Below are 25,306 nucleotides of genomic sequence, written 5' to 3'. Positions count from 1 at the left end.
TGGGTGTCGATCAGTTGCCCGGTTTCCAGGCACCGGCGTTCATGCCATCGACCAGACGATTGATCGCCTCGCGCATGGCCAGATCGAGGACTTTCCCGTTGAGGGTGGAGTCGTACGCAGCAGTGCCGCCAAAGCCGATGATTTCGCGGTTGGACAAGGCGTATTCACCGGCGCCCTGAGTCGAATACACCACTTCGGAGGTGCTGATGTTGACGATGTTCAGGTTGACCTTGGCGTAGGCAACCTGGGTCTTGCCACGGCCGAGAATGCCGAACAGCTGGTGGTCGCCGGTTTCCTTGCGGCCGAACTCGGTGACGTCACCGGTGACCACGTAATCGGCACCCTTGAGGCGCTGGGCCTGGCCCTTGATCGCCGCTTCCTGCTGGATCTCGCCCATGTTGTCGCGATCCAGTACCGAGAAGCGGTTGGTCTGCTGCAAGTGAGTGATCAGGATGGTCTTGGCCTGGCCGCCGAGACGATCAACACCATCGGAGAAGATCCCGCGCATGTAGCTGGAGCGGTTATCGAACTTGCCCACCGCCATCGGCACGCGAGCACCGGTCCAGACTTGCGTGGCGCTCTCGACCTTGGCCACCGGCAGTGCGCGGGAGCTTTCGGTGGCGCACCCGGCAAGGGAGCCGGCGAGGGTGCCGAGCACGGCAATCGCAACGCCTGAGACCAACATCCGGGAGATCATTCTCACTGTGCATTCCTTCTGAAAAAAAACGGTGTGTCCCGGCACGGCAAGGCAGTGGGGAGCGGAAAAGGGCCGGCATTATGACAAAGTGCCACCATTGGTGACAGAGATTTTTGACGCCAATGGATTGGCTTGTTTGGACGCACACAAATCCCCTGTGGGAGCGGGCTTGCTCGCGAAGACGGTGTGTCAGCCACTTATTTGCCAACTGACACACCGTCTTCGCGAGCAAGCCCGCTCCCACAGGGGGGATTTGTGGTGTTCTGGGGTTTAGTGGAAGTCGCGGCTCTGCACGCGGATGCCGTCGAGCAGCGGAGTCAGATCGCTCAGCCGCCCGGCGATCAGGTGTCGAACTTCGCCCTCCCGCTCCCAGCGGCCATCGACCTTGAGCAATTGCGAACCGACCAGCACCTGACGCTGGCGCTCGGCCAGATCGCGCCAGACCACCACGTTGACGTTGCCGAACTCGTCTTCGAGGGTGACGAAAGTCACGCCGCTGGCAGTGCCCGGTCGCTGCCGCCCGGTGACCAGCCCGGCGATGCTCACCGGCCGGCCGTGCTCGACGTCCAGCAACTCCTGAGAGCTGCGACAACGCCGCGCCTTCAGTTCACCACGCAGCAGCGCCAGCGGATGCGGCCCCAGCGTGGTGCCGATGGTCGCGTAATCGGCCTGCAGGTCCTCACCGACACTCGGTTTGGGCAGCAGCACATCGGCTTCTTCCTGGCTCGGCAAGCCGGCAAACAGGCCCAGCTGTTTCTGCACCCCGGCCACTTCCCAGCGCGCGCGGTGCCGATGCCCGGCCATGCCACGCAACGCGCCGGAGTCTGCCAATAATGCCTGGGCGCGACTGTCGAGCGCGGCCCGTTCGCCCAGATCGGCGACATCGGCAAACGCCCCCCGCGCCCGCGCCGCTTCGATGCGCCGGGCGTCGTCCTCGCGAAAACCCTTGATCATCCGCAGGCCCATGCGAATCGCCGGTTGCGCGCCGCTGATCGGTTCCAGACTGCAATCCCAGTCGCTGGCACGCACGTCCACCGGACGGATCTGCAACTGATGGCGACGGGCGTCCTGAAGGATCTGATCCGGGCTGTAGAAGCCCATCGGCCAACTGTTGATCAACGCGCAAGCGAACGCCGCCGGTTCGTGACACTTGAGCCAGCAACTGGCGTAAGTCAGCAAGGCAAAACTGGCGGCGTGGGACTCGGGAAAACCATAGCTGCCGAAACCCTTGATCTGCTCGAAGATCTGCGCGGCGAATTCCTCGGTGTAGCCGTTTTTCTTCATGCCGGCGGCGAGGCGTTCCTTGTGCGGCTCCAAGCCTCCATGGCGTTTCCACGCGGCCATCGAGCGACGCAACTGATCGGCCTCGCCGGGGCTGTAGTCGGCGGCGACGATGGCGATCTGCATCACCTGTTCCTGAAACAGCGGCACGCCGAGGGTGCGTTTGAGCACCACTTCCAGTTCCGGCGAGGGATAGGTTGTCGGCTCTTCCTTGTTGCGTCGGCGCAGGTACGGATGAACCATCCCGCCCTGAATCGGCCCCGGGCGGACGATCGCCACTTCGATCACCAGATCGTAGAACTTCGCCGGTTTCAGGCGCGGCAACATCGACATCTGCGCCCGCGATTCGATCTGAAATACACCGATGGTGTCGGCGCGGCTGATCATCTCGTAGGTCGGTTTGTCTTTGTCTGGAATCGTCGCCAGGCTCAGATCGAGATGGCGATGACGACGCAGCAGATCGAAGCAACGGCGGATGGCACTGAGCATGCCGAGGGCGAGGATGTCGACCTTGAGCAGCCCGACCGCATCGAGGTCGTCCTTGTCCCATTGAATGATCGTGCGCTCGGCCATGGCGGCATTTTCCACCGGCACCAGCGTGTCCAACGGCTGTTCGGAAATCACGAAACCGCCGGGGTGCTGCGACAGGTGTCGGGGGAAGCCGATCAGTTGCCCGGTCAGGCTCAGCACCCGACGCAGTACCGGGCTGTCGGGGTCGAAGCCGCCTTCGAGCAAGCGCGCCAGCGGCGGTGTTTCGTCGCTCCAGTGGCCGCAGCAATCGGCCAGTGCATTGATCTGATCCGGCGGTAGCCCAAGGGCCTTGGCTACGTCGCGCACCGCACCGGCAGCGTGGTAAGTGCTGACCACCGCCGTCAACGCCGCACGCCGCCGGCCATAACGGCGAAACACGTATTGCAGGACTTCTTCGCGACGTTCGTGCTCGAAATCGACGTCGATGTCCGGCGGCTCGTTGCGCTCTTTCGACATGAAACGCTCGAACAGCAGCGTGGTGCGGTCCGGGTCGATCTCGGTGATACCCAAGGCAAAACACACCGCCGAGTTAGCCGCCGAACCGCGGCCCTGACAGAGAATCTGCTGATCGCGAGCGAAACGCACCACGTCGTGCACGGTGAGGAAGTAGCTTTCGTAGCCGAGCTCGGCGATCAGTTTCAGCTCATCGTCGATTTGCTTGAGCACTTTGGCCTGCGGCCCTTTTGGCCAGCGCCAGGCAATCCCTTTTTCGGTCAACTGCCGCAACCAGGAACTGCCGGTGTGCCCCTCTGGCACCAGCTCTTTCGGATACTCATAGCGCAACTCGCTCAGCTCAAAAGTGCAACGCCGGGCCAGTTGCACCGAGGCGTCGAGCAACGCCGGCGGGTACAGCTCGCGCAACACCTCGAGGCTGCGTAGATGCCGCTCGCCGTTGGGGTGCAGGCGCAATCCGGCCTCGGCCACCGGGACGTGATGGCGGATCGCGGTCATGGTGTCCTGCAGGGCGCGCCGCCCACGGGCGTGCATGTGCACGTCGCCGCTGGCCACGGCGGCGATCTGCAGTTGCTCGGCCAGACTCAGCAGTGCCGCCAGCCGCCGCTGATCGTCCTGCCCGCGATGTAGCTGTACCGCCAGATACAGGCGCTCGCCGAAAGTCTGTTTCAGCCAGCGGCCCTCCTCGACATCATTAACGCTGTCCGGCACCCACACGGTGAACAATCCCGGCAACGGCTCGTTGAAGTCCTCGCGCAGCACCTGGTACTGGCCCTTCTGTGTACGCCGCCGGGCCTGAGTAATCAAGCCGCACAAGGCCTGATAGCCCGCCAGGTTCTCCACCAACAGCAGCAGTTTCGGGCCGTTATCGATGCGGATTTCGCTGCCGATGATCAGCGGCAGCTCCACCGATTTCGCCGCTTGCCAGGCCCGGACGATCCCGGCCAGGGTGCACTCGTCGGTGATCGCCAGCGCCTGATAACCATGTTTTTTCGCCCGCTGAAACAGCTCAAGGGCACTGGAGGCACCGCGCTGGAAACTGAAGTTCGACAGGCAATGCAGTTCGGCATAACCGTGGTTCATGCAAACCAGCCTTGCAGCCACAACGGCCCGCCCTCGCCCACGGCTCGATAGGCCCAGCCCTGCTGACCGGCGCGGTTCTGGATCAGGTAGTAATCGCGGCGCACGTCGTCACCGTCCCACCAGCCGGACTCGATGCGCTCCGGGCCCATGAGAATCCGCGCCGAACCTTCCGGCACACTCTGCGGTTTGCCGAGCAGCCAGCCCGGGCGCTGCACGCTCGGCAAACCGCTGCAAAGCTGCTTGTCGACGCCGTTCTGCCACGCACATTCCGGTCGGTGGTCGGCCTGAAAGCGCAGGCCCTGCACCGCGTCATCGCCGAGCCGTGCACGCAGACGTTCGCGCAATTGCTCCCAAGGCAAGGTCTGTTGCGGACGGTCATCGAACAGTTCCTGAAACTGCGGCACGAAACTCGGAAGGTCTTCGGCGCGCAGGCGAAAGCCGCGCACCGGCGCTTCGACCTGGACTTGTTCCAGTCGCCCACGGGCCAGTTCGAAGAGCATCGCCGGGTCGCGCTCGGCGCTGAGCAGGCCGACCTTGATCAGCGTGTCCGGCAGACCGGCGTGCTCCAGATGCAGGTCGAAACGCTGCACGCCGCTGTCACGTCCGCAGAGGAACGCCGACAGGTCCGCGGTCAAACGCCGTAACGGGAATAGCAGCGCCTGATGGGATTGCACGTCGAAATTGAGTTCGATGCGCACATCGAAACGATCCGGCGGCAGATAGAACGCCAAGGCCAGCGGCCGTGCGCCGAACAACGTGTCGAGATGCTTGAGCATCGACGCTTCGAAGCGCCGGGCCAGGGCCTGACGCGGCAGGCTCTGCAGCTGGTTCAGGTTGCGCAGGCCCATGCGCGTCAGCGCGGTGGCGACCTGCGGCTCCAGCCCGACACGGTCGACGGGCAACTTTCCGAGGTGATGCTGCAGGGCCTCACCGTCAGGTACCACCAGACCGTCGTAGGCGTTGGCCAGCACCCGCGCCGCCACCGGATTCGGTGCGGCGACGATGCGATGGCGGAAACCCAGCTCAGTCAGTTCCTTGCGCAGCCGCGCTTCGAACTGCGCCCAGGAGCCGAACAGGCCCAGGCTCGACTCGATCTCGAACACCACGGTACGCGGATAATGCACGCTGACCTGCGCGCTGAAACGATAGGCCCACGCGGCGAGAAACTGCTGCCAGTGCTCGACCTCGGCGAGGTCGTAATCGGCGGTGGCAAAGCCTTTGCTTAGGGCCTGCGCGGCGGTCATCGACTGGCCGGCGCGCAAGCCGAGCTGGCGCGCCGCTGCATTCACCGCTTGCAGCACCCGGCGCTGGGCCGGGCCACTGAGCAGCACCAACGGCTCAGCAGGATCGGCACGCTGACGCAGCACGGCGTCGAGGGCCAATTGCGGGAACAGAATACACACCCAGCGCATGACGACCTCAGTGCCCCACGGCAAACGCAATCGGCGCCGTGCGCGCCAGTCCGCCACGGCACTTGAGCACGCGCAACTGGGCCGGTCTTGCGTCGATGGCAATACGCAACGCGGCCGGCGACGGGTTGATCGCCTCGCTCAGCGGGCGCCAGGCAAACGCCAGGGTCTGGCCGGTTTCCGCTGCCACCTGCAAGCGCCGCAACGCGCGGTCATCGGCCTTGTGCGGCCAGCACAGCACCGCGCCGCAACTGCCGGAACGCAGGCATTGTTCCGCCGCCCACAAGGCATCGCGTTCGCTGGCCTGAATCACCGACAACTGGCGCAGATCGACCCCGGCGTTCGCCCACGCCTGCGGGTACGGCACGAACGGTGGCGCCACCAGCACGATGCGCTCGCCCGCCGCCGACATCCGCGCCAGCGTCGGCCACACCAGTTGCAACTCGCCAACCCCGGGGCCGGCCAGGAGGATTTCGCTCAGCGCCGCTTCCGGCCAGCCACCGCTGGGCAGTGCTGCATCCAGCGCGGCATGCCCGGTGGGTTGCGGGCTGGCCGCCGGTGGCGCAGGCCGGCCCTTCCAGACCTGGCCGCCATTGAACAGCGTATCGAGTGCAACGACGGCGCCCATCAGCCTTGCCTCACCAGACCGCAGAACACCCCTTCGATGGCCAGGTCCTGATCATCGCGCACGACAATCGGCTGGTACGCCGGGTTGCGCGGCAGCAGGCGCACCGTAGCGCCGACACGCTCGAAGCGTTTGATCGTCACCTCACCATCGAGTCGCGCCACCACGATCTGGCCGTTGAGCGCCTCGGGATTACGCTTCACTCCCACCAGATCACCGTCGAGAATGCCGTCCTCGATCATCGAGTCGCCCTGCACCCGCAACATGTAGTCGGGCGCACGGGAGAACAGCGCGGGATCAAGCATCAAGCGGTTATGGATGTCGGCATCGGCGCCGATCGGTGCACCGGCAGCCACCCGGCCGAGCACCGGAATGTCCAGCAGCTCCGGCCGCGCGGGTTGCCCGAGCAGGCGAATGCCCCGGGCCTGGTGCGGGTTGACCTCGATATACCCGGCTTCGGTGAGCGCCAGCACATGCTTGCGCGCCACGCTGCGCGAGGCAAAACCAAAAGCCTCGCTGATTTCAGCGAGGCTTGGGGGCTGACCGTGTTCGGCGATGCGTTCGCGGATAAAGGTCAGGATGGCGGTACGGCGGGGAGTCAGGTTTGTCATGGAGTACATTTGTACTCCTGTGGGATTTTACTGACAAGCACCGCCAGTCGGCCTGCGCTGGCGATCCACAAAAATCACAAGATCGCAGCCTTCGGCAGCTCCTACAGGGAACGGGTGTCAGTTCAATCCGCGCTCGGCCAGAAATGCCGAGATGTAATCTATGAAGGCGACGACCTTGGCCGTGGCCCGTCGATGGCTCGGGTACACCGCGAGAATGTGCGGGCCGAAGCTGTCCGGGTCGATTTCATAGTCAGCCATGACCCGCACCAGACGCCCGTCGGCAATGTACGGTGCGGCGCTCCACAGCGGTGTGTGCAGCAAGCCGCGTCCGGCCAAAGCACTGGCCAGCAACAGGTCGTAATTGTCGCTGCGCAAGCGCGGCGCCGTCGGCTGTGGCAGGCTCAGCCGCTGGCCATCGCGCTCGGCCCACCAGAACTCGCGACTGAGCAACGGGTGCTGATACAGCAGCCATTCATGCTGCTCAAGGGTTTGCGGATTCACCGGCAAACCCTTGCGCGCCAGATACTCCGGGCTGCCGCACAACGCCAGCCGATTGCTGCCGACCACCCGGGCGATCAGCCCCGGCAGGTCGTCATGGCCCTCGCGCAAGGCCAGGTCGTAGCCGCTTTCCAGCAGATTGACGAACGCGTCGCACAGGTCCACTTGCAGGCTGATCTGCGGGTATTGCTGCAAAAAGCCGTCGCACACCTGATCGAGAAACGCCCGCCCGTACGCCAGCGGTGCGGTGATTTTCAGGCTGCCGCGCAGACCGTGCTGCAACTGCTCGATTTCCTCGCTGGCCTCCTCCAGTCGCTGCAACACCAGCCGCGCGGTTTCCAGATAAACCCGGCCGATTTCGGTGAGCAGAATCCGCCGCGTGCTGCGTTCAAACAGCCGCGCGCCGAGTTCCGACTCCAGATGATTGACCGCTTTGGTCAGGGCCGACGGGGTCTTGCCCAACGGCTCCGCCGCGCGGCTGAAACTGCCGAGTTGCGCGGTGACCACGAACATTTTCAGTGCACCCAGCTTGTCCATGCTTTTTCCATTCAGGCAAAAACGTTTTTCGTGAGGGAGGCGTTCTGTCGGCCAGTGTCAGCCACTAATCTGGCCATCAGACGCAATAACAAGGAAATCTTCAATGAAAAGATTCATCCCGAGTCTGTTGGTGAGCGCTGTAAGTTTTGCCTCGATGGAAGCCATGGCCGCCACCGATCTGGTACTGGTGAACGGCAAGATTTTCACCGCCGATCGCTCGCAACCGAAGGTGCAGGCGTTGGCCGTGGAAAACGGCAAGGTGCTGAAAGTCGGCAGCGATGCGCAGATCAAGGCGCTGATCGAACCCGGCACGCAGGTGATCGACCTCGGCGGCAAGACGCTGATGCCAGGCTTGATCGACAGCCATTCCCACGCGATTTTCGGTGGCTTGGAAATGGTCTCGGCCAACATGGAAGACGAAGTCGTCGCCCTCGCCGAACTGGAAAAACGCCTGCGCGCCTGGCGTGACGACGGCAAGGCCAGACATGGCGATGTGCTGAGCATTGCCGGCATGAGCTCGGCGTACTGGGCGCAGGCCGAAGCGCTGGGCAAGACCTTCAACCACGGCGAGTGGACTGACGTGCCGGTGGTGTTCACCGGCAGCGATCACCACACCGCGTGGGCCAACAACGTGATGCTCAAGCGCGCCGGCATCGACGCGGCGTTGCTCAAGACCCTGCCCGCTGCGGAACAAGACACGATCGGCAAACTGGCCAGCGGCGAGCCCAACGGCTTTCTGGTCGATGCCGGTTGGGACCGGGTCGCCGCGAAAATGCCGGTGCCGAGCCCGGCCGATATGCTCACCGCGGCCAAATCCGCGGTGCGCTTCAACAACAGCCTCGGCATCACCGCGTGGATGGACCCCGCCGCCAACGCCGCACCGGGCGAGGCCGTGTTCGCGCTCAAACCCACCGAGAAAACCGTCGGCGTGCTGCCAGCCTACAAAGCCCTGTCGGAAAGCGGCGACATGAGCGTGCACGTTGCAGCGTTGCTGGTCGCCAACCCGAAAAGCCTGCCCGCCGACCTCGATACGCTGGATAAGGTGCGCCAGCAATTTCAGGGCATCCCCAACCTGACCCTGCCCGGGGTCAAGATCTTCGCCGACGGCGTGATCGAGTACCCGGCGCAGAGCGCGGCGATGATCGACCCGTACCGCAACTCGCACAAACAGGGCGAACTGCTGATCGATCCAAAACATTTCGGCGAGCTGGTCAGCGCCATCGACCAGCGCGGCTGGCTGGTGCACATCCACGCCATCGGCGACCGTGCGGTGCGTGAATCACTCAACGGCATCGAACGTGCGCGCAAGGATCGGCAGAGCGGCATCACCCATTCGATCACCCACCTGCAGATGGTCAACCCGAAAGAGTTCGCCCGCTTCAAGCCGCTGAACGTGATCGCCTCGATGCAATTGCTGTGGGCCAGTGCCGATGACTACACCACCGACATGATCAAGCCCTACGTCAGCGCCCTCGCCTTCCGTTATCAATACCCGGCGCACTCGCTGCTCAAACAGGGCGCGACGATTGCCGGTGCCAGCGACTGGCCGGTGTCGTCGCCCAACCCGTTCAACGCCATGGCCCAGGCCATCACCCGCGTCGGTCCGTTGGGGGTGCTGAATGCCGACGAGCGTCTGGATCGCGAAAGCATGTTTTACGCCTACACCCTCAACGCGGCGCGCACGATTGGCCTGGAGAAGCAGATTGGCTCGCTGACGCCGGGCAAGCAGGCTGATTTCATCGTGGTCGACCGCGACGTGTTCAGCGTCGACAACAAGGCGCTGCATGACACCCAGGTGCTGCAAACCTGGTTCGCTGGCCGCCAGGTCTACACCGCCACCCCATAACAACAGGCCCCCCTCGCTTTTGTGGGAGGGGGCTTGCTCCCGAAGGCGTCCGGTCAGCAAACATTTCGATACCTGACCCACCGTCTTCGCGATCAAGCCCGCTCCCACAGGGACTTTCACCCTACCCAAGCATTTCCACTGCTTTTTCCAGCCCCCATAACAATCACAACACCGGGACTTCACATGAAAGCCTTGCCCCTGTTCGCCCTCGGTTTTTCCAGTTTGCTGCCCTTGAGCAGCCACGCGATCCCCCTGAACGACGATTTCGCCGTGCTGCTCGACCTAACCCTCGCCAGCGACTACCGCACCCGCGGCATCTCGCAAACCCAAAATGACCCGGCCTTGCAAGCCGGTCTGACCCTGGCCCACAGCAGCGGCCTGTACGTGGGTGCCTGGAGCTCCAACGTCGATTTCGGCGGTAGCCTGAAAACCCGGCAGGAAGTCGATTACTACGCCGGCTGGCTGTGGCAGGCCACCGAGGATGTCAGCCTCGATCTGGGTTACCTCAAGTACGCCTATCCCAAGGAAAGCCAGTTCAACCAGAGCGAGGTCTACGGGATTCTCGGTGTCTACGGGTTGAAGCTGGCGGCGTATTACTCCAGCGATGCGCCGGGGATCGACAGCAAGCAGAGCTCGCTCTACACCTATGTCGGTTATGAAACCGAGTTGCCATTCGATTCGGGGCTGAAACTGCGTTACGGCAACATGGACTTCAAGGACCCGCACCTGTACTCGGCGTCCGGGCGTGGCGAGGAGAGTTATCGGGAGTGGGAGGTCAAGCTGACCCACAACCTGGCGGGAGTGGTGTTGGGCTTGAGCTACATCGACACCGACCTGTCGCAGAGCCAGTGCCAGAGCAACTGGGGATTCAAGGATGTGTGCACCGCAACGGTGGTGGCGAGCCTGAGCAAATCCTTCTGACCCACCAAAGTACCCATTGTAGGAGTGAGCCTGCTCGCGATGGCGGTGTGGCATTCAACAACGATGTCGGCCGACCCACCGCTATCGCGAGCAGGCTCACTCCTACAGGGTTTTGCGTTGACCTGATTGTTTGTTACGAGATGTTTACAAAATTTTTACCAATGTTCTTCTACAGTTACGCGCGTTACCGCGCGTGTTTTCTATTCTGCTAGAGGAATGTCTGTAATGGCTTTGGGCAAAGGACTGCGTTTACCGTCCATCACTTCAACCCGTCTGGTGCTGCTGTTTTCCCTGGCACTGGTGACGCTGTACAACCTGGCGACCTGGAAGGCGCTGGGTACGCTGATCACCCTGCAAGGTGCACACAAACTGGCGTTTTTCGCTTCGTTCGGGCTGTTCCTGTGGGCGGCGATCACCCTGCTGCTGACCCTGGTGTCGTTTCGCTGGACGCTGAAACCGGCGCTGACTGTGGTGGCCCTGCTCTCGGCCTGCGCTGCGTATTTCATGAACGAATACGGGATCACCATCGACACGGTGATGATCCAGAACGTCTTCGAAACCAACCCGGGCGAAGCCGCTGCGCTGTTCAACGGCAAGCTGCTGGCTTACGTGTTGCTGCTCGGCGTGCTGCCGGCGGTGTTGATCTGGCGCTGGCCGGTGCGTTATCGGCCGTTCTTTCGCGGCCTGCTCAACAAGCTGCTGGTGATTGTCGCTTGCGTGCTGGTGATCGGCGCCTCGGTGGGCGCGTTCTATTCGACCTATGCGCCGATCTTCCGCGAAGAAGACAAGCTCACCCACTTCATCAACCCGACCAACTACATTTACGCCATCAGCAAATACACCAAGCAGCGCCTGGGCATCAAAAAGCACTTTGTGGTGCAGGCAATCGGTGAAGACGCGGTGATGAGCGCCAAAGCCGCCAGCCGCGAGAAGAAATCGCTGATGGTATTTGTGGTCGGCGAAACCGCCCGCGCCGATCACTTTTCGCTGAACGGCTATGCGCGCGAGACCAATCCCGAGCTGAGCAAACTGGACATCCTCAACTTCACCCAGGTGCACTCCTGTGGCACGTCCACGGCAGTTTCGGTGCCGTGCATGTTCTCGATGTTCCCGCGTGAGGACTACAGCGACAAGAAAGGCAAAACCTACGAAGGCCTGCTGGATATCCTGCAACGCGCCGGTGTGCAGGTGCTGTGGCTGGACAACAACAGCGACTGCAAAGGCACCTGCCTGCGCGTGCCGCACCGCGACATCGCGAAGAACCAGCCGGGGCCGTTCTGCGACGGCAACAACTGCCTCGATGAGGCGCTGCTGGCCGACCTGCAAAGCTACATCGACAGCCTCAAGGGCCACGCGATCATCGTGTTGCACGCCGACGGCAGCCATGGCCCGGAATACTACGAGCGTTATCCGCAAGCGCTCGAACGCTTCAAGCCGATCTGCCACACCAACCAGTTGGGCAGTTGCAGCCGTGATGAACTGGTGAACGTGTACGACAACACGATCCTCTACACCGACCACTTCCTCGCCAAGGTCATCGAGTTGCTCAAGCGTAATCAGGACACCCTGGATACCTCGATGCTGTATGTCTCCGACCACGGCGAATCGCTGGGTGAAAACGGTTTGTACCTGCATGCGGCGCCGTATGCATTGGCGCCAGAAGCGCAGACCCATGTGCCGATGGTGATGTGGTTTGGCAACAATACCCTGGCGCAACTGGGGATTGATCGCGATTGCCTGCAAGGCAAGACCGGGCAGCCGGACCTGAGCCATGACAACCTGTTCCATTCGGTGCTGGGCTTGTTTGAGGTGAAGACCGCGCTGTATCAGCCTGGGCTGGATGTGTTTCGCGGGTGCCGGCCAGCCATGACGGCTGGGCAGTAACCCGGAGTTGCACCTATACCCTTGTAGGAGTGAGCCTGCTCGCGATAGCGGTGTGTCATTCAACAATGATGTCGGCTGATACACCGCTATCGCGAGCAGGCTCACTCCTACAAGGGGCTGTGGCACATCAAGAATCGAGCTGTGCCAAATAGTCCCACGGGTAGATCCCGCGTTGATGGCCGTCGCTGAACACCAGTTGCACGCCGTAGCCCTGCGGGTTGATCTCAATCAGGCGAACACGCTCATCCACCAGCGGCGTCAGACCTTTCAGGCGAAACGCGCGGCACTGCGAGCACGGGCACTGGCGGCGCAGTTCGGCGTGATTGAACAGCGATTCGCGGCCGTCCGGCCAGCTCAGCCGCAGCGTCCGCTGGCTCTGCGAATTGCCGACTGACAGCGGGTTCATTGCAACTGACTCAAGGCAATCCGCACCGCTTTGCGCACTTCCGGGTCGCCGTCATCCTGCGCCGCCTGCAACGCCGCCACCGCGCCGCGATCATGCAACTCACCGAGGGCCAGCGCGGCTTCCTTGCGCAGGTTGCTGATGCGATGGCCAAGGGTCTCGATCAGGGCGTCCAGCGCCGGCGCAAAACGCAAGCGACCGAGGCTGCGGGTAGCACGCAGGCGCACTTGCCAATAGTCATCGCCGAGGGCTGCGATCAACGCCGGCCCGGCGTCGCTGTGTCCGACCTTGCCCAGCGTCGTGGCCGCTTCTTCGCGCACTTGCCAGGCATCGTCCTGCAGCGCTTGACGCAGGGCTGGCAGCACGTCGGCGCCGGACGCCAGACCGAGGGCGCCGGTGGCGGCGCGGCGCACTTCGGTGTCCGGGTCGGCGCTGGCCAGGCGCGCCAGAGCCGGCAGTGCGTCGAGCTGCTTGAGCCAGCCGAGCACACCGACGGCTTCGCGGCGCACGTTGGCGTCGGCATCGCTCAACGCAGTGATAGCAGCCGGTGCGGCCTCGGCGAAACGCAATTCGCGCAAGGCACGGAACGCGGCGATTCGCACGCTGACTTCAGCATGATCGGTCCACGGCAGAATCACCCGGCCGGCCGCTTCAGTTTTGAGCAGGCTCAGACTTTGCGCGGCGGCTGCCTGCACTGCCGCAGATGGATCGGTCAGTGCCTGGCACAGCGCAGCCACTACCGGTTCGTCTTCCCACGCTTCCAGCAGCCGCGCAGCTTCGGCGCGGACTTCTTCGGCCGGATCTTCGCTCAGTCTTTCGACCAGCCACAGCAGGCCGTCCGGTTCTTCCAGATCCGCCAAATCAATCAGGGCAATGTGTCGCACACCGGCATCGTCAGCGGTCAGACGCGGTTGCAGGGCGAGGATGTCGTCGTTATCGGTCACAGCAAAAAATGAGGTCATAGGGCAAATCGCGGCAAGGGGTTTTCGGGAGGCAGGCCGAGCGGGTTGAGGCGCGGCAGCGGGCGGGAGTTGTCGTGGCGCAGCAGGTCGAGACAATGGCGCTTGAGGCGGGAGAATTCGGTGCTGGTGACCAGTTCAGAAGTGCGCGGGCGTGGGAAATCCAGGCGCAGGTCTTCGATGATTCGCCCCGGACGTGCGCTCATCACCAGCAAGCGGTCGGCGAGAAACAGCGCCTCGTCGATGTCGTGGGTGACGAACACCACGGTGGTGCGAATCCGCGTCCAGATGTCCAGCAGCAGCTCCTGCATGTTCAGGCGGGTCAAGGCATCCAGCGCGCCGAACGGTTCGTCCATCAGCAGCAGACGCGGACGGTTGACCAGCACCCGAGCAATCTCCACCCGTTGCTGCATGCCGCCGGAGAGCTGATCGGGCCAGCGCTCGGCAAAACCGTCGAGGCCCACCAGTTTGAGCATTTCATCCGCCGCGCGATGACGTTCAGCCTTGCCGATGCCGCGCATCTTCAAGCCGAAAGCCACGTTATCGCGCACCGTGCGCCACGGAAACAGCGTGTGATGCTGGAACACCATGCCGCGTTGTGGCGACGGCCCGGACACCTCGCCGCCATCGACTTTGAGGCTGCCGGTATGGGCGCTCAAGTGTCCGGCGAGTGCGCCGAGCAAGGTCGACTTGCCGCAACCGGACGGGCCGAGAATGCACACGAACTGGCCCGGTTCGATCTGGCAATCCAGCCCCTGCACGGCTTCGAAGGCTTGCTGCCCCTCACCGAGAACGATCGACAACTGGCGAATATCGATTCGCCCTTCCGGGGTTTGCATTGCGCTCATCAGGCTTTTCCTCGTGGTCGATGCCAGGGCGTGAACAGCCCGCCCAGGCGCTTGATCAGCAGACTGCTGCCCATGCCCAGCACACCGATCAGCAGCATGCCGACGACGATGTCGGCGTAGTTCTGAATGGTGTAGGACTCCCAGGTGTAGTAACCGATGCCGAACTGGCCGGAGATCATTTCCGCCGTGACCAGACAGAACCACGAGGTGCCCATGCCGATGGCGAGGCCAGTGATGATGCTCGGGGCGGCACCCGGCAAAATCACTTCCAGCAGGATCGCCCGGCGCCCTGCACCGAGGCTTTTTGCCGAGGCGATCAGCCGTGGGTCGACACCCTCCACCCCGTGCACGGTGTTGAGCAAAATCGGGAACAACGCACCGGTGAAGGTGATGAACACCATCGACAGCTCAGACGACGGGAACATCAGGATCGCCAACGGAATCCACGCCACCGCCGGAATCGGCCGCAGTACTTCCAGCGGTGGCAGCAGCAGGTCTTCGGCCCATTTCGAGCGGCCGATGGCCAGGCCCAGGGCAATGCCGATGATCAATGCCGCGAGATAGCCAGCGAACACGCGGCCGAGGCTCGCGCTCAGGTGCTGCAGCAGCTTGCCGGAGTCGCCCAGGCCCAACGCCGCTTCGATCACCGCCAACGGGGTTGGCATGTTGGCGAAGGTGACCAGGCCGAGGTTCCAGTGGTGGCTCGCGGCGAGTTGCCAGAACAGCAGGCAGAGCGCTATGGAGGTTGCTCTGGTGATCCAGCGGGGTTTTGGGATTTTCATGAATCGGGTTTCCATGTTTGGAGCGGTGTGATGGCTGAGATCGCCCCCCTCACCCCAGCCCTCTCCCCCAGGGGGGCGAGGGGGAAAGGGAGCAGATCTTCAAGCCTTTCAAAATCTCGGTTCGGCTCGATAGCGAGCAGATATTCATGATTTTCAAAAACTGAGTTCGGCTCGATATTTCAGGTCGGCTTAGCTCCCGCAAACACCTCGTTCAGTCCCCTCTCCCTCCGGGAGACGGCTAGGGTGAGGGTGAGTTTTTGATCTTCAATTAGCGGGCAGCCACGGCCTGGGTCGTGGCGTCGGTAAAGTCGAAGACCTTGCCACCCTGCGCCGCCGCATATTGCTGGGCCTGGCCCTTGAGCAGAAACGCGCTCAAGCGGCCCTTGGCATCGCTGGCGAACCACGCCTGATCGGCGAGCAATTTGATCCCGCTGTCACTGGCCTGGGCATACACCGCGCGGATGTTTTTGCCGTCGTGTTTCAGAGCGGCCAACGCGGTGAAGGCCGATTCGGCGGAGGCGTACTGGCGCACCTTGTCTTCACCGCGCACCCAGATTTCGGCGACGTGGCTGAAGTCGGTGATGGCTTTGCCGGTCGCTGCATCCAGCGCTTTCAACGGCGTTTGCGCGTAGTTGGCGAGTTGCGCGGTGTAGTCCAGATTCGAAGCCTTGAAGGCGGTGCGGATGTACTGATCGTCGACGAAGGTGTTGAGGTCGAGGCCGCGATCGGCCTTCTTCAGCAGCTTCAGGGTGTCGATCGCCGTGCCCACCGCCTGACGGTATTCCGGCTTCCAGCTCAGGTCACGGGTCTGCACGCCAAGCGGGCCGTGGAACAGGTAGTTGACCTCGGCATCGACGCCGGTGACTTTGGCGATCAGCTCGCTGTACTTCTCAGGCTCAGCAGCCAGCAACTGATTGGCCTCGATGCTCGCCCGCAGGTAGGCGACGACGATTTCCGGGTACTGTTTCGCGTAGGCCTGATCCACCAGTGCACCGTGGAAAGTCGGCGCGTTGGCCTGGGCGCCGTCGTAAATCTTGCGGGCGAAACCACGGCTGGGGAACAGTTCGGCGAACGGCACGAAATCGGCGTGAGCGTCGATCTTGCCGGCCTGCAATGCAGAGCCTGCGACTTCCGGTGGCTGAGCGATGATGTTGACGTCTTTGAGTGGGTCCCAACCCTGCTCCGCCACCGCGCGCAGCAACATGCCGTGGGCGGTCGAAGCGAATGGCACCGAGATGGTCTTGCCCTTGAGTTCGCTCAGCGCCTGCACCCCGGACGCACTCGGCACCACGATGCCGTTGCCGCTGCCCTTGATGCTGCCCGACAGCACGCTGATGAACAGGCTGTGCTTGCCGGCGGTTTCGAACGCCACCCCGTTGAATGCACCGGGGAAGTCGGCCATGGCGCCGAAGTCGAGTTTGCCGGCGACCATCTCGTTGGTCAGCGGCGCACCGCTGGTGAAGTTCTTCCACTGCACATCGTATTTCGCGTCTTTGTAGGCGCCGTCGTGCGGCAGGTATTTGTCGAGCAGACCGAGTTCACGAATCAACAGGCCGCCGGCGGCGCAATTGATGGTGGTGTCCTGGGTGCCGATGGCGATGCGGATGGTTTCGGCCGAGGCCGACAGGGTGAATGAAGCCAGTACCAGACCGGCAATTGCTGCACGCAACATGAGTGTTTCCCCTCGAATCATTTATTGGATGTTCGTCTCCGCCGCGATCAGGGCGCGGTGGGAAACGAGGGGGTCTGTAAATTAGCGTCCGGGGTTTCCGGGTAGCTTTAGGGTGTCGTAGATCTCTGTAGGAGTGAGCCTGCTCGCGATAGCGGTGTATTGGATGTCGATGTGTTGTCTGCCACACCGCTATCGCGAGCAGGCTCACTCCTACAGGGGAAAGCGTTTAACGCAGGAGATAAGGGATGTCGACTTTGACGGCGCCAGTCGGGCAGTCCTTTTCACACGGCATGCAGTACCAGCATTCATCGAACGCCATGTAGGCCTTCTGTGTGGCCGGGTTGATCGCCAGCAGGTCCATCGGGCAGACGTCGACGCACACGGTGCAGCCCTTCTCGGCGATGCATTTGTCCTCGTCCACGGTGACCGGGGCGTTGGAGCGGAAGAAGATTTCCTGGGCTTGATAGGCCATGGTTCGGACTCTCTCTGGTGATGCATCAAGCGGCGAACGCGCCCACCCGCAAGCGATCGTAAGCCTGCATTTCTTCGGCATCGAGCGGGATGATGTACGGCTCGACGGGTTTCTTGAAACTGGTCATGCGGCCGTCTTCACCCTTCTTCAGATGGCAATGGCAGAACCACTCGCTGTCGTTGCGCTGCGGGTGATCGACGCGGTAGTGGTACAGGCCCCAGCGGCTCTCCGCGCGGAACAGCGAGGCGCGCGCGGCCATTTCGGCGCAGTCGCGGATCACACTGGTTTCCATCGCGCGCATCAGTTCGTGGGCGTTGTTGGCCTTCATCTGATCGAGGTCGCGCTCGATGTCGCTGAAGCGCTGCAAGCCGATCTGCATTTTTTTGGTCACTTTCGGCGGTTGCAGGTAGTCGTTGACGAAGCGCCGCAGCTTGTACTCGACCTGTGCCGGCGGCAGACCCTGTTCGCGATCCAGCGGCGCATAGACCCGCGCTTGTTCTTTCTCGATCTGCGCGGCATCCAGCGTCGAGAACTCGCGCCCGGCGACAAAATCCGCGGCGTTGTGCCCGGCAAACCAGCCGTAGGTGAACGCGCCGAGCATGTAGTTGTGCGGCACGGCGGCCATGTCACCCGCCGAGTACAAGCCTTTCACCGAGGTCTCGGCCCGCTCGTTGACCCACACCCCGGACGCCGAATGGCCGCTGCAAAAGCCGATCTCCGAGATGTGCATCTCGACCATTTGCGTGCGGTAATCAGTGCCGCGATTGGCGTGGAACTGACCACGACTCGGGCGCTCGTTACTGTGCAAGATCTCTTCGATGTTCTGGATGGTTTCCTCGGCCAGGTGATCGAGTTTGAGAAACACCGGGCCATTGCCGCTTTCCAGTTCCTGGTGGAACTCCCACATCATCTGCCCGCTCCAGTAGTCGCACTCGATGAAGCGTTCACCCTTGTTGTTGGCGGTGTAGCCGCCCAGCGGGCCGGTCACATAGGCGCAGGCCGGGCCGTTGTAGTCCTTGATCAACGGGTTGATCTGGAAGCATTCGAGGTTGGCCAGCTCGGCCCCGGCGTGATAGGCCATGGCGTAGCCGTCGCCGGCGTTGGTCGGATTTTCATAGGTGCCCATCAGGTAACCCGAGGACGGCAGACCGAGGCGACCGGCCGCGCCGCACGCGAGGATCACCGCTTTGGCCTTGATCACATGGAAATCGGCGGTGCGGCAATCGAAGCCCATCACGCCGTTGACCGCGCCCTCCTCGTCGGTGAGCAAACGGGTGCAGACCAGACGATTGGTGATACTCACCCGCGCGCGTTTCAACTGGCGGTAAAGGACCTTTTTGATGTCGTGCCCTTCTGGCATCGGCAGCACGTAGGCGCCCATGTGGTGGACTTTTTTCACCGCGTAATCACCGGTCTCGTCCTTCTCGAACTTCACGCCCCAGCGATCCAGTTGCTCGATGGTTTCGAAGCTGTGAGTGGCGTAGGCGTACACCGCCGCCTGATTGACGATGCCGTCGTTGGCGATGGTGATTTCCTTGGTGTACTGCTCCGGCGTCGAGTGCCCAGGGATGATCGCGTTGTTCAGGCCGTCCATGCCCATGCTGATCGCGCCGCTGCGCTTGACGTTGGCCTTGTCCACCAGCAGCACGCGCAAGTCGCGGTTCTTCTCTTTGGCCTTGATCGCCGCCATCGGGCCGGCAGTGCCGCCGCCGATCACGACGATGTCGTATTCCTGTTCCAAGATCTTGCGGGTCATGTCACGCCCCTTTTTGCCGGTCGATCCGCAGGCGGTACTGGAACGCATCGCCACGGTAGTAAAGGTGTTCGAAGTCCAGCGGCTGGCCGTTGGCGTCGTGGGTCAGACGTTCGATGCGCATGATCGGCGAGCCGGCCTCGACGTTCAGCGCCTGGGTCAAATCGCTGTCGGCCAGCACCGCGTCAATCGCCAGATCGGCGTGGCCGAGGGCGATGCCGCAGTCGTTTTCCAGAATCAGGAAGATGTCGCGAGTCACCAGATCGGCCTTCTCCAGCCGTTCGCCGACGGCTTTGGGCAGGTAGGTGATTTCCAGCGAGATCGGCTCGCGGTTGATCAGGCGTACGCGTTTGATCTGCGCCACGGTCTCGCCTTCGGCCACCTGCAAGCGCTCGGCGACACGTTTGTCGGCGGGGATGAATTTGAAACTGCGCAGGCGGTTGATCACCTCGTAGCCGCGCCCGGTCATGGACTCGGCGAGGCCTTGCAGGCTGCTGACGTTCTGAAAGGTTTTCGGCTTGGCGACGAAGGTGCCCTTGCCGTGGATCTTGAAGATCAGCCCTTCTTTCTGCAGATCACCCAGCGCCTGGCGCACGGTGATGCGGCTGACTTTGAACAGCGTGCCGAGCTCACTTTCGGACGGCATCTGGCTGTCTTGCGGGTATTCGCCATCAAGAATGCGTGCGCGCAGGACATCGCGCAGCTGGGTGTGCAGCGGGACGCTACTGAGGGACAGGACATTATCGGTCATCAGGGATCACTTGTTATAACGAGTTATGACGTGATCTTAGAGACGTTATGACAAGCTTGAGAAATATTGTTTGGGCATAACCTTAGACACGACAACACACAGACCCTTGTGGGAGGGGGCTTGCTCCCGAAGGCGGTGTGTCAGGCGATGGAAATACCAGCAATGCCGGCCTCTTCGGGAGCAAGCCCCCTCCCACAAGGAAATGGTGTTGTGGTCTGGAGGATCAGTGCCGTTTGAGGATCTGGTCCATCACCCAATCGGTCTTCAGGGCTTGCGCGGCGACTGCCGGATGCTGCGAACCACCACGAATATGCGCATTCATGCCCAGCACGTGATGCCACTGAATGTGCTCGTGATGGGGGATCTCCAGGCTGATCTGCTCATCGGCGAACAGCTGCACAGGATGCTCGTCAAACACGGAGAACGCGATCCGGCCCTGACTGCCGATAATCTGCACCCGATCCTCGCGCCGATCCGCCACAAAGCTCCAGCAACCCATGCCCAGCGCGCCCGAGGCGAACCGCCAACTGGCGCTGACCGCGTCTTCCGCCGCATACAAACCGGCCTGACGCGCAGTGAAACCGGCGACTTCGACGATATCGCCGAGCAGGTACTGGAACAGGTCAAAACCGTGGCTGGCCAGATCGGCAAAGTAGCCGCCGCCGGCCACACTCGGGTCAGTTCGCCAGTTGGCGCTGCCGTCCAGATCCGCCGCCGATGGGGCCTTGGTCAGCGTCCAGCTCAGGTGCCGCACCTCGCCGATGCGGCCCTGCGCCAGCCATTGCCGAACCTGGGCAAAGCGCGGCAACGAACGGCGGTAGTACGACACGAACAAGTGCAGACCGGCGTCGGCAAACGCCTGCTGCATTTCGCGGCTTTGTCCGGCGTTGAGCGCCATCGGTTTCTCGACACAGCAGTGCTTGCCGGCGGCGGCGACTTTCAGGCTGTAGGCGTAGTGGCTGTCGGGGGGCGTGGCGATGTACACCGCGTCCACCTCGGGGTCGTTGATCAGCGCATCGACATCGGTGTAGGCCCGGGCGATGCCGTGGCGCGCGGCGTAATCGCTCACCGCTTCGAGGCGGCGGCCCATCACCGCCACCAGCGCCGAACCGGGCGCCTTGTAAAAGGCCGGCCCGCTCTTGCGTTCAGTGACGCTGCCGCAACCGATCATGCCCCACCGCACCACATCCATGCTCAACTCCCTGTGTTTGAAACACTCAGCCGATGCGCAACGCGCGCAGATCGAGGTGGCCGTCCTTGATGGGCGGGCACCAGTAGTAGCCGCCGGTGATCGGCCGGCTGATGCGATACAGACCGTCAGTGATGCCGTCTTCCAGACCGCTCATACGCCGCAGTTGGGCCTCGAAGGCGTCCAGCGAAAAACCGAAGGCGAGGAACATCAGGCCGGCGCGATCACCGTCGATCCATGGCATCGAACGGCGCACGACGAACGCTTCGGGGGCGAAGCTTTCCTGGGCGGTGCGTTTGACGTGGGCGGAGACTGGCGCGTCATCGATCTCTTCGTTGTCGCTGAGGCGACGGCCCATGATGTTGTCCTTGTCTTCGGCGGACAGCTTATGGAACCCCTTGAGGTCGTGCTGCCACTGCTGGATCGCGGCGAAGCTGCCTCCGACCAGACCATCAGCGCCCTCGCCCAGCAACGCGGCGGCGATCGCGGCGTCATCGTGCGGGTTTTCGGTGCCGTCTTCGTAGCCGGTCAGGTCATGGCCGTCCTTGTGGCGGAAGGCTTCCTGCATGTCTACCAGGCGCAGCGCCGGGGCCAGCGCGGCTTCGAAGGCGTGGCAGCGATTGAGCAATTCACCCCGGTCAACACCGTGCAGCCAGACCCACAGCGCGTGCTGGGTCGACGGGTTTTCCACGCCGACGCCGCTCATGGCCGGAAAGCTGCGCAGACCGTCGATCTGCACGTTCAGGGCTTTGGTCAGGGATTCACCGAAACCCATCACAGCCGACTTGCCGTCCACCAGATTCATCAGGTTGTCGATCGCCTGCGGCAGTGCTTCAACCGACGCAAGGGCAAAAAACAGGTGACGTGCTTGCGCAGGAACAGGGGTGGCGAGAATGCCCGGCTGGTAGTAACTCATGTGAACTCCTTGGGAAAGTGCGCGGGAGTTTACCTGTGGCCGGAGGGTTTGTGTGGGTTTGGAGAATGCTAAAAACCCCTCACCCTAACCCTCTCCCAGAGGGAGAGGGAACTGAACGGGGGAAGCTGTAGAGATATGCCGACTTGAAAATGATGTACCGAATCCATAATCGACAAAAATCTTTCAGGTCGATGTATGACGCGACACACCTCGGTCGGCCCCCTCTCCCTCCGGGAGATGGCTGGGGTGAGGGTTTGTGTCATGCCGCCACGCACTCGGGCTCATCCCGGTCCAGCGCTTGAACGCCCGGCGAAAACTGCGCACGTCGCTGTAGCCGACTTCTTCGGTAATCCGCTCGATGGGCATGTCCGGATTGGCCAGCAGACTCATGGTCCGCGCCTGACGTACCTGTTCCAGCAGCGCTTCAAAGGTCAGCGCATGCTCGGTCAAACGGCGGCGCAAGGTGCGACTGCTCATGTTCAGATCGCCGGCGATTTTTTCGATATGGCTGCCCCGGCTCAGGTCCCGGGCAATCGCCCGCTCCACTGCTTGAATCAGATCGAGTTTCTGATGCACCTGCGCCGCTTCCAGCTCCAGCAACGCAACCGCCTGACGCAGCGCCAGCGAATGATGATTGGGCAGGTTGACGTCCAGCCACCGGGCATCGATCAGCATGCGATTGTGCAGACAGCCGAAGCGTACGTCCGGCCCGAGCAGGCGGTGATATTCGCTCAGGTAATCCGGCGCGGCATGCACGAACTCCACGGCGATCGCCTTGAAATCATGGCCCGCCAAGGCCCGGCCATACACCAGCAGGCTGGCGAAAAACTCTTCAACGGCGAACACCTGCACGTCGGCAAACGGCAAGCGACATTCGGCATCGAGGTGCACCTGATCACCCACCACATCGACGCTGGATACCACGATTCCGCCGGAGGTGTGCTGATGGCGAATGCCGAGGGCAAAGGCATCGCGCAAGGTCTTGCACAGCGACAGCACATGCCCGAGCAGCCCCAGCGTACCCAACACATTCTGCGCGCCGACCCACAGCCCCAGGCCCTGATTGGGCAGCACTTTGAGCGCCCGTTGAATCATCGCCACGGCCTGGCGGTAGGAAATCCGCTGCGCCGGATCCTGCAGATCTTCGAGGGTGAAACCCAGGCCACGACACAGGCTTTCGGGGTCGATGCCTTTGTTGTGCACGACTTCAGCGAGGGTTTGCAGGAGAAACGGCGAAACCAGCGCCAATTCAAAAGTGGGGTCTTGGACTTTTACGTTCATGGGGGCTGACATTCCGGATCACGCTTGATTGTTATTTTTGTAACCGGTTATGTCGAAGGAAGTTAGCACAGGGTTGGCCGACTGTCCGCAGAAGTCCCCCTAACTGTCCGCCAATACCCTGCCCCAGCGGGCGCCAAGCGCTTATTTCTATGGTGCCGGACGTTCTGCGTACCGGCGCCACGTCCCACCACAATAATAATGAGGACAGCCATGAGCCCGAACCGCGCCACTTTCCCCTTGCGTCTGGCACTGACTTTGCTCGGATGCACCGCGTGCCTGCCGGCCCTGGCCACCGAAGCCGGCGTCGACAACATCGGCCCCGGCACCGACGGATTTTTCATGCTGCCGCTGGAAGTCGACAGCCTTCCGCAGAACATGGTCGCGTTCAACCTCTACTACAACCATTACAAGTCGACCAAGCTCAACATCAGCTCGTTGGGCGGCAAGGTGCCGAATGTCGAAATCGAATCCACGGCGGTGATCCCGCGTATTGATTACCTGAGCCCGGTGCGCGTGTTCGGCGGACGTCTGGCCGGCTACATCGCCCAGCCCTGGCTGAAGCAGGAAGTCTCGGTCTACGGCGTCAGCGATACCCGCGAAGGCATGGGCGATACCACGATTGCGCCGATCATCCTGTGGGACATGGGCAAGAACCTGACCCTCGGCGCAGCCATTGAAGTCACGGTGCCCACGGGGGAATACAGCGTCGATCGGCTGGCCAACACCAGCAACAATTTCTACACCTACAAGCCGCTGTTCTCCTTCACCTGGTTGCCGACCGACAAGACCGAAGTGTCGATGAAGACCACCTACAGCTTCAACGAGAAGAACAAGGACACCGACTACAAGTCCGGGCAGATCTTCCACTTCGATTACTCGGCCAGCTACAAGATCACCGACGATGTGATGCTCGGCCTCAACGGCTACTACCTCAAGCAGACCACCGACGACAAACAGTACGGCCACACTGTGCAGTTCGCCGGGCAGGATGTGGACGACGGCGTGCGCGGCAAAGTCTTCGCGATTGGCCCGGCGTTGCATTTCACCTTTCTCAAATACGCCAGCGCGGAGATTCGCTGGGCCAAGGAGTTTGACGTGGAGAACCGGCCAGAGGGGGAAATGTTGTGGGCGAAGGTGAGTATTCCGTATGCGTTCTGAGTGCATTTGTAGGAAGGTGCGCGCGGATTTGTAGGCTGGAAACCTGAAAAACAGAGTGGAGGAATAGGCCTACAACGGCGGTCGAGATTGCCGGACAACGGAGGGAAACGTCCGGCAGACTCCAAAGGGTCGATTGCAGATACTGGGCTTCGTTATCCCATGGTTCTTCGAGAGCTCATGGGGTACATCGTCTGCCAGTGATGACAATGGGCCATTCCCCCTTAAACTGCTGAGATTGATCACGGAGATCACTATGAGCTTATTACTTTCCCCGTTTTACTCTGACTTCGAATCCGAAGAAGAGGCAGAGAGCTACGATCGCTGGTTTCGTGCCAAGGTACAGGAGGCACTCGATGACCCCAGCCCTGGCATTCCCCATGATGAAGCTATGGCAATGCTTGACCAGATGCTGGAAGAGATGCGCAGGAAGCGCCGCGCTGCTGCTTGAATGGAGCGCTCAAGCTCTGAACGATCTGGCTGACATTATCGATTACGTTGAACAATACAATTCCAACGCTTCCGTGGCTCTACAGCACAAGGTTGGTGCAGCAACGCAAAGGCTTTCATCAATCCCCTATGGTTACCGGGCCGGTCGAGTGCCAGGCACTCGGGAAATGGTGGTCAATCCGAACTATCTGCTGGTCTATCGAGTGAACAGGCGCATCAAAATACTGACGTTAGTCCACACCCGACGACAATACCCACGAACCTCATCAACATAAAAAAAGGGCGGCCAAAAGGCCGCC

23 protein-coding genes are annotated in these 25,306 nt (G+C 62.0%); 6 read left to right on the top strand and 17 right to left on the bottom strand.

Annotation, left to right across the window (positions count from 1 at the left end):
• Positions 1-10 precede the first annotated feature (10 nt).
• The 6 genes from KCG87_RS06815 to KCG87_RS06790 all read right to left on the bottom strand — a co-directional run bounded on the left by KCG87_RS06815 (position 11) and on the right by KCG87_RS06790 (position 7,725).
• A complete protein-coding gene (locus tag KCG87_RS06815) occupies positions 11-697 on the bottom strand; it encodes a CsgG/HfaB family protein (RefSeq protein WP_167797100.1) in 687 nt (228 codons plus the stop codon).
• A gap of 270 nt (positions 698-967) precedes the next feature.
• A complete protein-coding gene (locus KCG87_RS06810; RefSeq protein ID WP_210557359.1) occupies positions 968-4,045 on the bottom strand; it encodes an error-prone DNA polymerase in 3,078 nt (1,025 codons plus the stop codon).
• Positions 4,042-5,457 carry a DNA polymerase Y family protein gene (locus KCG87_RS06805; RefSeq protein ID WP_210557361.1) on the bottom strand — a complete coding sequence of 472 codons (1,416 nt, stop codon included), beginning with the start codon at positions 5,455-5,457 and terminating at the stop codon, positions 4,042-4,044. The genes KCG87_RS06810 and KCG87_RS06805 overlap by 4 nt, the downstream gene beginning before the upstream one ends.
• A gap of 7 nt (positions 5,458-5,464) precedes the next feature.
• The gene (gene imuA, locus KCG87_RS06800; RefSeq protein WP_097087240.1) at positions 5,465-6,082 is read right to left on the bottom strand and encodes a translesion DNA synthesis-associated protein ImuA; all 618 of its coding nucleotides are present in this window, start codon (positions 6,080-6,082) and stop codon (positions 5,465-5,467) included.
• Positions 6,082-6,699 (bottom strand): transcriptional repressor LexA, encoded by a 618-nt coding sequence (gene lexA, locus KCG87_RS06795; protein WP_098964221.1) that lies wholly within the window; start codon positions 6,697-6,699, stop codon positions 6,082-6,084. The genes imuA and lexA overlap by 1 nt, the downstream gene beginning before the upstream one ends.
• A gap of 108 nt (positions 6,700-6,807) precedes the next feature.
• On the bottom strand, positions 6,808-7,725 hold the full coding sequence (locus KCG87_RS06790) for a LysR family transcriptional regulator (protein ID WP_210557363.1): 918 nt from the start codon (positions 7,723-7,725) through the stop codon (positions 6,808-6,810).
• A gap of 103 nt (positions 7,726-7,828) precedes the next feature.
• Here KCG87_RS06790 and KCG87_RS06785 point away from each other — a divergent pair, with 103 nt between their 5' ends.
• The 3 genes from KCG87_RS06785 (at position 7,829) to KCG87_RS06775 (ending at position 12,376) form a co-directional block, all read left to right on the top strand.
• Positions 7,829-9,571, top strand: coding sequence for an amidohydrolase (locus KCG87_RS06785; protein WP_210557365.1), 1,743 nt, complete (start codon positions 7,829-7,831; stop codon positions 9,569-9,571).
• 183 nt (positions 9,572-9,754) lie between these two features.
• Complete coding sequence (locus KCG87_RS06780) at positions 9,755-10,492, top strand: TorF family putative porin (RefSeq protein WP_210557367.1); 738 nt, start codon at positions 9,755-9,757, stop codon at positions 10,490-10,492.
• 225 nt (positions 10,493-10,717) lie between these two features.
• Positions 10,718-12,376, top strand: coding sequence for a phosphoethanolamine--lipid A transferase (locus KCG87_RS06775; protein WP_210557369.1), 1,659 nt, complete (start codon positions 10,718-10,720; stop codon positions 12,374-12,376).
• A gap of 127 nt (positions 12,377-12,503) precedes the next feature.
• Here the strand turns inward: KCG87_RS06775 and KCG87_RS06770 are convergent, their stop codons facing one another.
• The 11 genes from KCG87_RS06770 to KCG87_RS06720 all read right to left on the bottom strand — a co-directional run bounded on the left by KCG87_RS06770 (position 12,504) and on the right by KCG87_RS06720 (position 23,402).
• A complete protein-coding gene (locus tag KCG87_RS06770) occupies positions 12,504-12,782 on the bottom strand; it encodes a DUF971 domain-containing protein (protein ID WP_096796819.1) in 279 nt (92 codons plus the stop codon).
• A complete protein-coding gene (locus tag KCG87_RS06765) occupies positions 12,779-13,741 on the bottom strand; it encodes a HEAT repeat domain-containing protein (protein ID WP_210557371.1) in 963 nt (320 codons plus the stop codon). Before KCG87_RS06765 ends, KCG87_RS06770 begins: the two co-directional genes overlap by 4 nt.
• Positions 13,738-14,586 carry an ABC transporter ATP-binding protein gene (locus KCG87_RS06760; RefSeq protein WP_210557373.1) on the bottom strand — a complete coding sequence of 283 codons (849 nt, stop codon included), beginning with the start codon at positions 14,584-14,586 and terminating at the stop codon, positions 13,738-13,740. The genes KCG87_RS06765 and KCG87_RS06760 overlap by 4 nt, the downstream gene beginning before the upstream one ends.
• Positions 14,586-15,368, bottom strand: coding sequence for an ABC transporter permease (locus tag KCG87_RS06755; protein ID WP_210557374.1), 783 nt, complete (start codon positions 15,366-15,368; stop codon positions 14,586-14,588). The genes KCG87_RS06760 and KCG87_RS06755 overlap by 1 nt, the downstream gene beginning before the upstream one ends.
• A 268-nt stretch (positions 15,369-15,636) precedes the next feature.
• Complete coding sequence (locus tag KCG87_RS06750) at positions 15,637-17,061, bottom strand: ABC transporter substrate-binding protein (RefSeq protein WP_177416195.1); 1,425 nt, start codon at positions 17,059-17,061, stop codon at positions 15,637-15,639.
• A 205-nt stretch (positions 17,062-17,266) separates the two neighbouring features.
• Entirely contained in the window at positions 17,267-17,512 is a 246-nt protein-coding gene (locus KCG87_RS06745) for a ferredoxin family protein (protein WP_003225615.1), read from the bottom strand.
• Positions 17,513-17,537: 25 nt separating this feature from the next.
• Positions 17,538-19,268: a fumarate reductase/succinate dehydrogenase flavoprotein subunit gene (locus KCG87_RS06740; protein WP_210557375.1), complete on the bottom strand. Its 1,731-nt coding sequence runs from the start codon at positions 19,266-19,268 to the stop codon at positions 17,538-17,540.
• A gap of 1 nt (position 19,269) precedes the next feature.
• A complete protein-coding gene (locus KCG87_RS06735; RefSeq protein ID WP_166497284.1) occupies positions 19,270-20,016 on the bottom strand; it encodes a GntR family transcriptional regulator in 747 nt (248 codons plus the stop codon).
• 223 nt (positions 20,017-20,239) lie between these two features.
• Positions 20,240-21,208: a Gfo/Idh/MocA family oxidoreductase gene (locus KCG87_RS06730; RefSeq protein ID WP_210557376.1), complete on the bottom strand. Its 969-nt coding sequence runs from the start codon at positions 21,206-21,208 to the stop codon at positions 20,240-20,242.
• A gap of 25 nt (positions 21,209-21,233) precedes the next feature.
• Positions 21,234-22,121, bottom strand: coding sequence for a Dyp-type peroxidase (locus KCG87_RS06725; RefSeq protein ID WP_210557377.1), 888 nt, complete (start codon positions 22,119-22,121; stop codon positions 21,234-21,236).
• A 183-nt stretch (positions 22,122-22,304) separates the two neighbouring features.
• On the bottom strand, positions 22,305-23,402 hold the full coding sequence (locus KCG87_RS06720) for an AraC family transcriptional regulator (RefSeq protein ID WP_210557378.1): 1,098 nt from the start codon (positions 23,400-23,402) through the stop codon (positions 22,305-22,307).
• Positions 23,403-23,612: 210 nt separating this feature from the next.
• On the opposite strand from KCG87_RS06720, the gene KCG87_RS06715 reads away from it, so the two are divergent.
• From KCG87_RS06715 to KCG87_RS06705, 3 genes are all read left to right on the top strand, one after another.
• Positions 23,613-24,560 (top strand): transporter, encoded by a 948-nt coding sequence (locus KCG87_RS06715; RefSeq protein WP_210557379.1) that lies wholly within the window; start codon positions 23,613-23,615, stop codon positions 24,558-24,560.
• A 253-nt stretch (positions 24,561-24,813) separates the two neighbouring features.
• Positions 24,814-25,008 carry a stability determinant gene (locus tag KCG87_RS06710; RefSeq protein WP_095136765.1) on the top strand — a complete coding sequence of 65 codons (195 nt, stop codon included), beginning with the start codon at positions 24,814-24,816 and terminating at the stop codon, positions 25,006-25,008.
• Positions 24,914-25,282 carry a type II toxin-antitoxin system RelE/ParE family toxin gene (locus tag KCG87_RS06705; protein ID WP_349237876.1) on the top strand — a complete coding sequence of 123 codons (369 nt, stop codon included), beginning with the start codon at positions 24,914-24,916 and terminating at the stop codon, positions 25,280-25,282. The genes KCG87_RS06710 and KCG87_RS06705 overlap by 95 nt, the downstream gene beginning before the upstream one ends.
• The last annotated feature ends 24 nt before the right edge of the window (positions 25,283-25,306 follow it).

This window comes from Pseudomonas sp. MWU347, assembly GCF_017947305.1.
Taxonomy (GTDB): Bacteria; Pseudomonadota; Gammaproteobacteria; order Pseudomonadales; family Pseudomonadaceae; genus Aquipseudomonas; species Aquipseudomonas putida_A.
The sequence above is the reverse complement of the archived record's forward strand: the minus strand, read 5'-3'. Positions and strand labels throughout refer to the sequence as shown.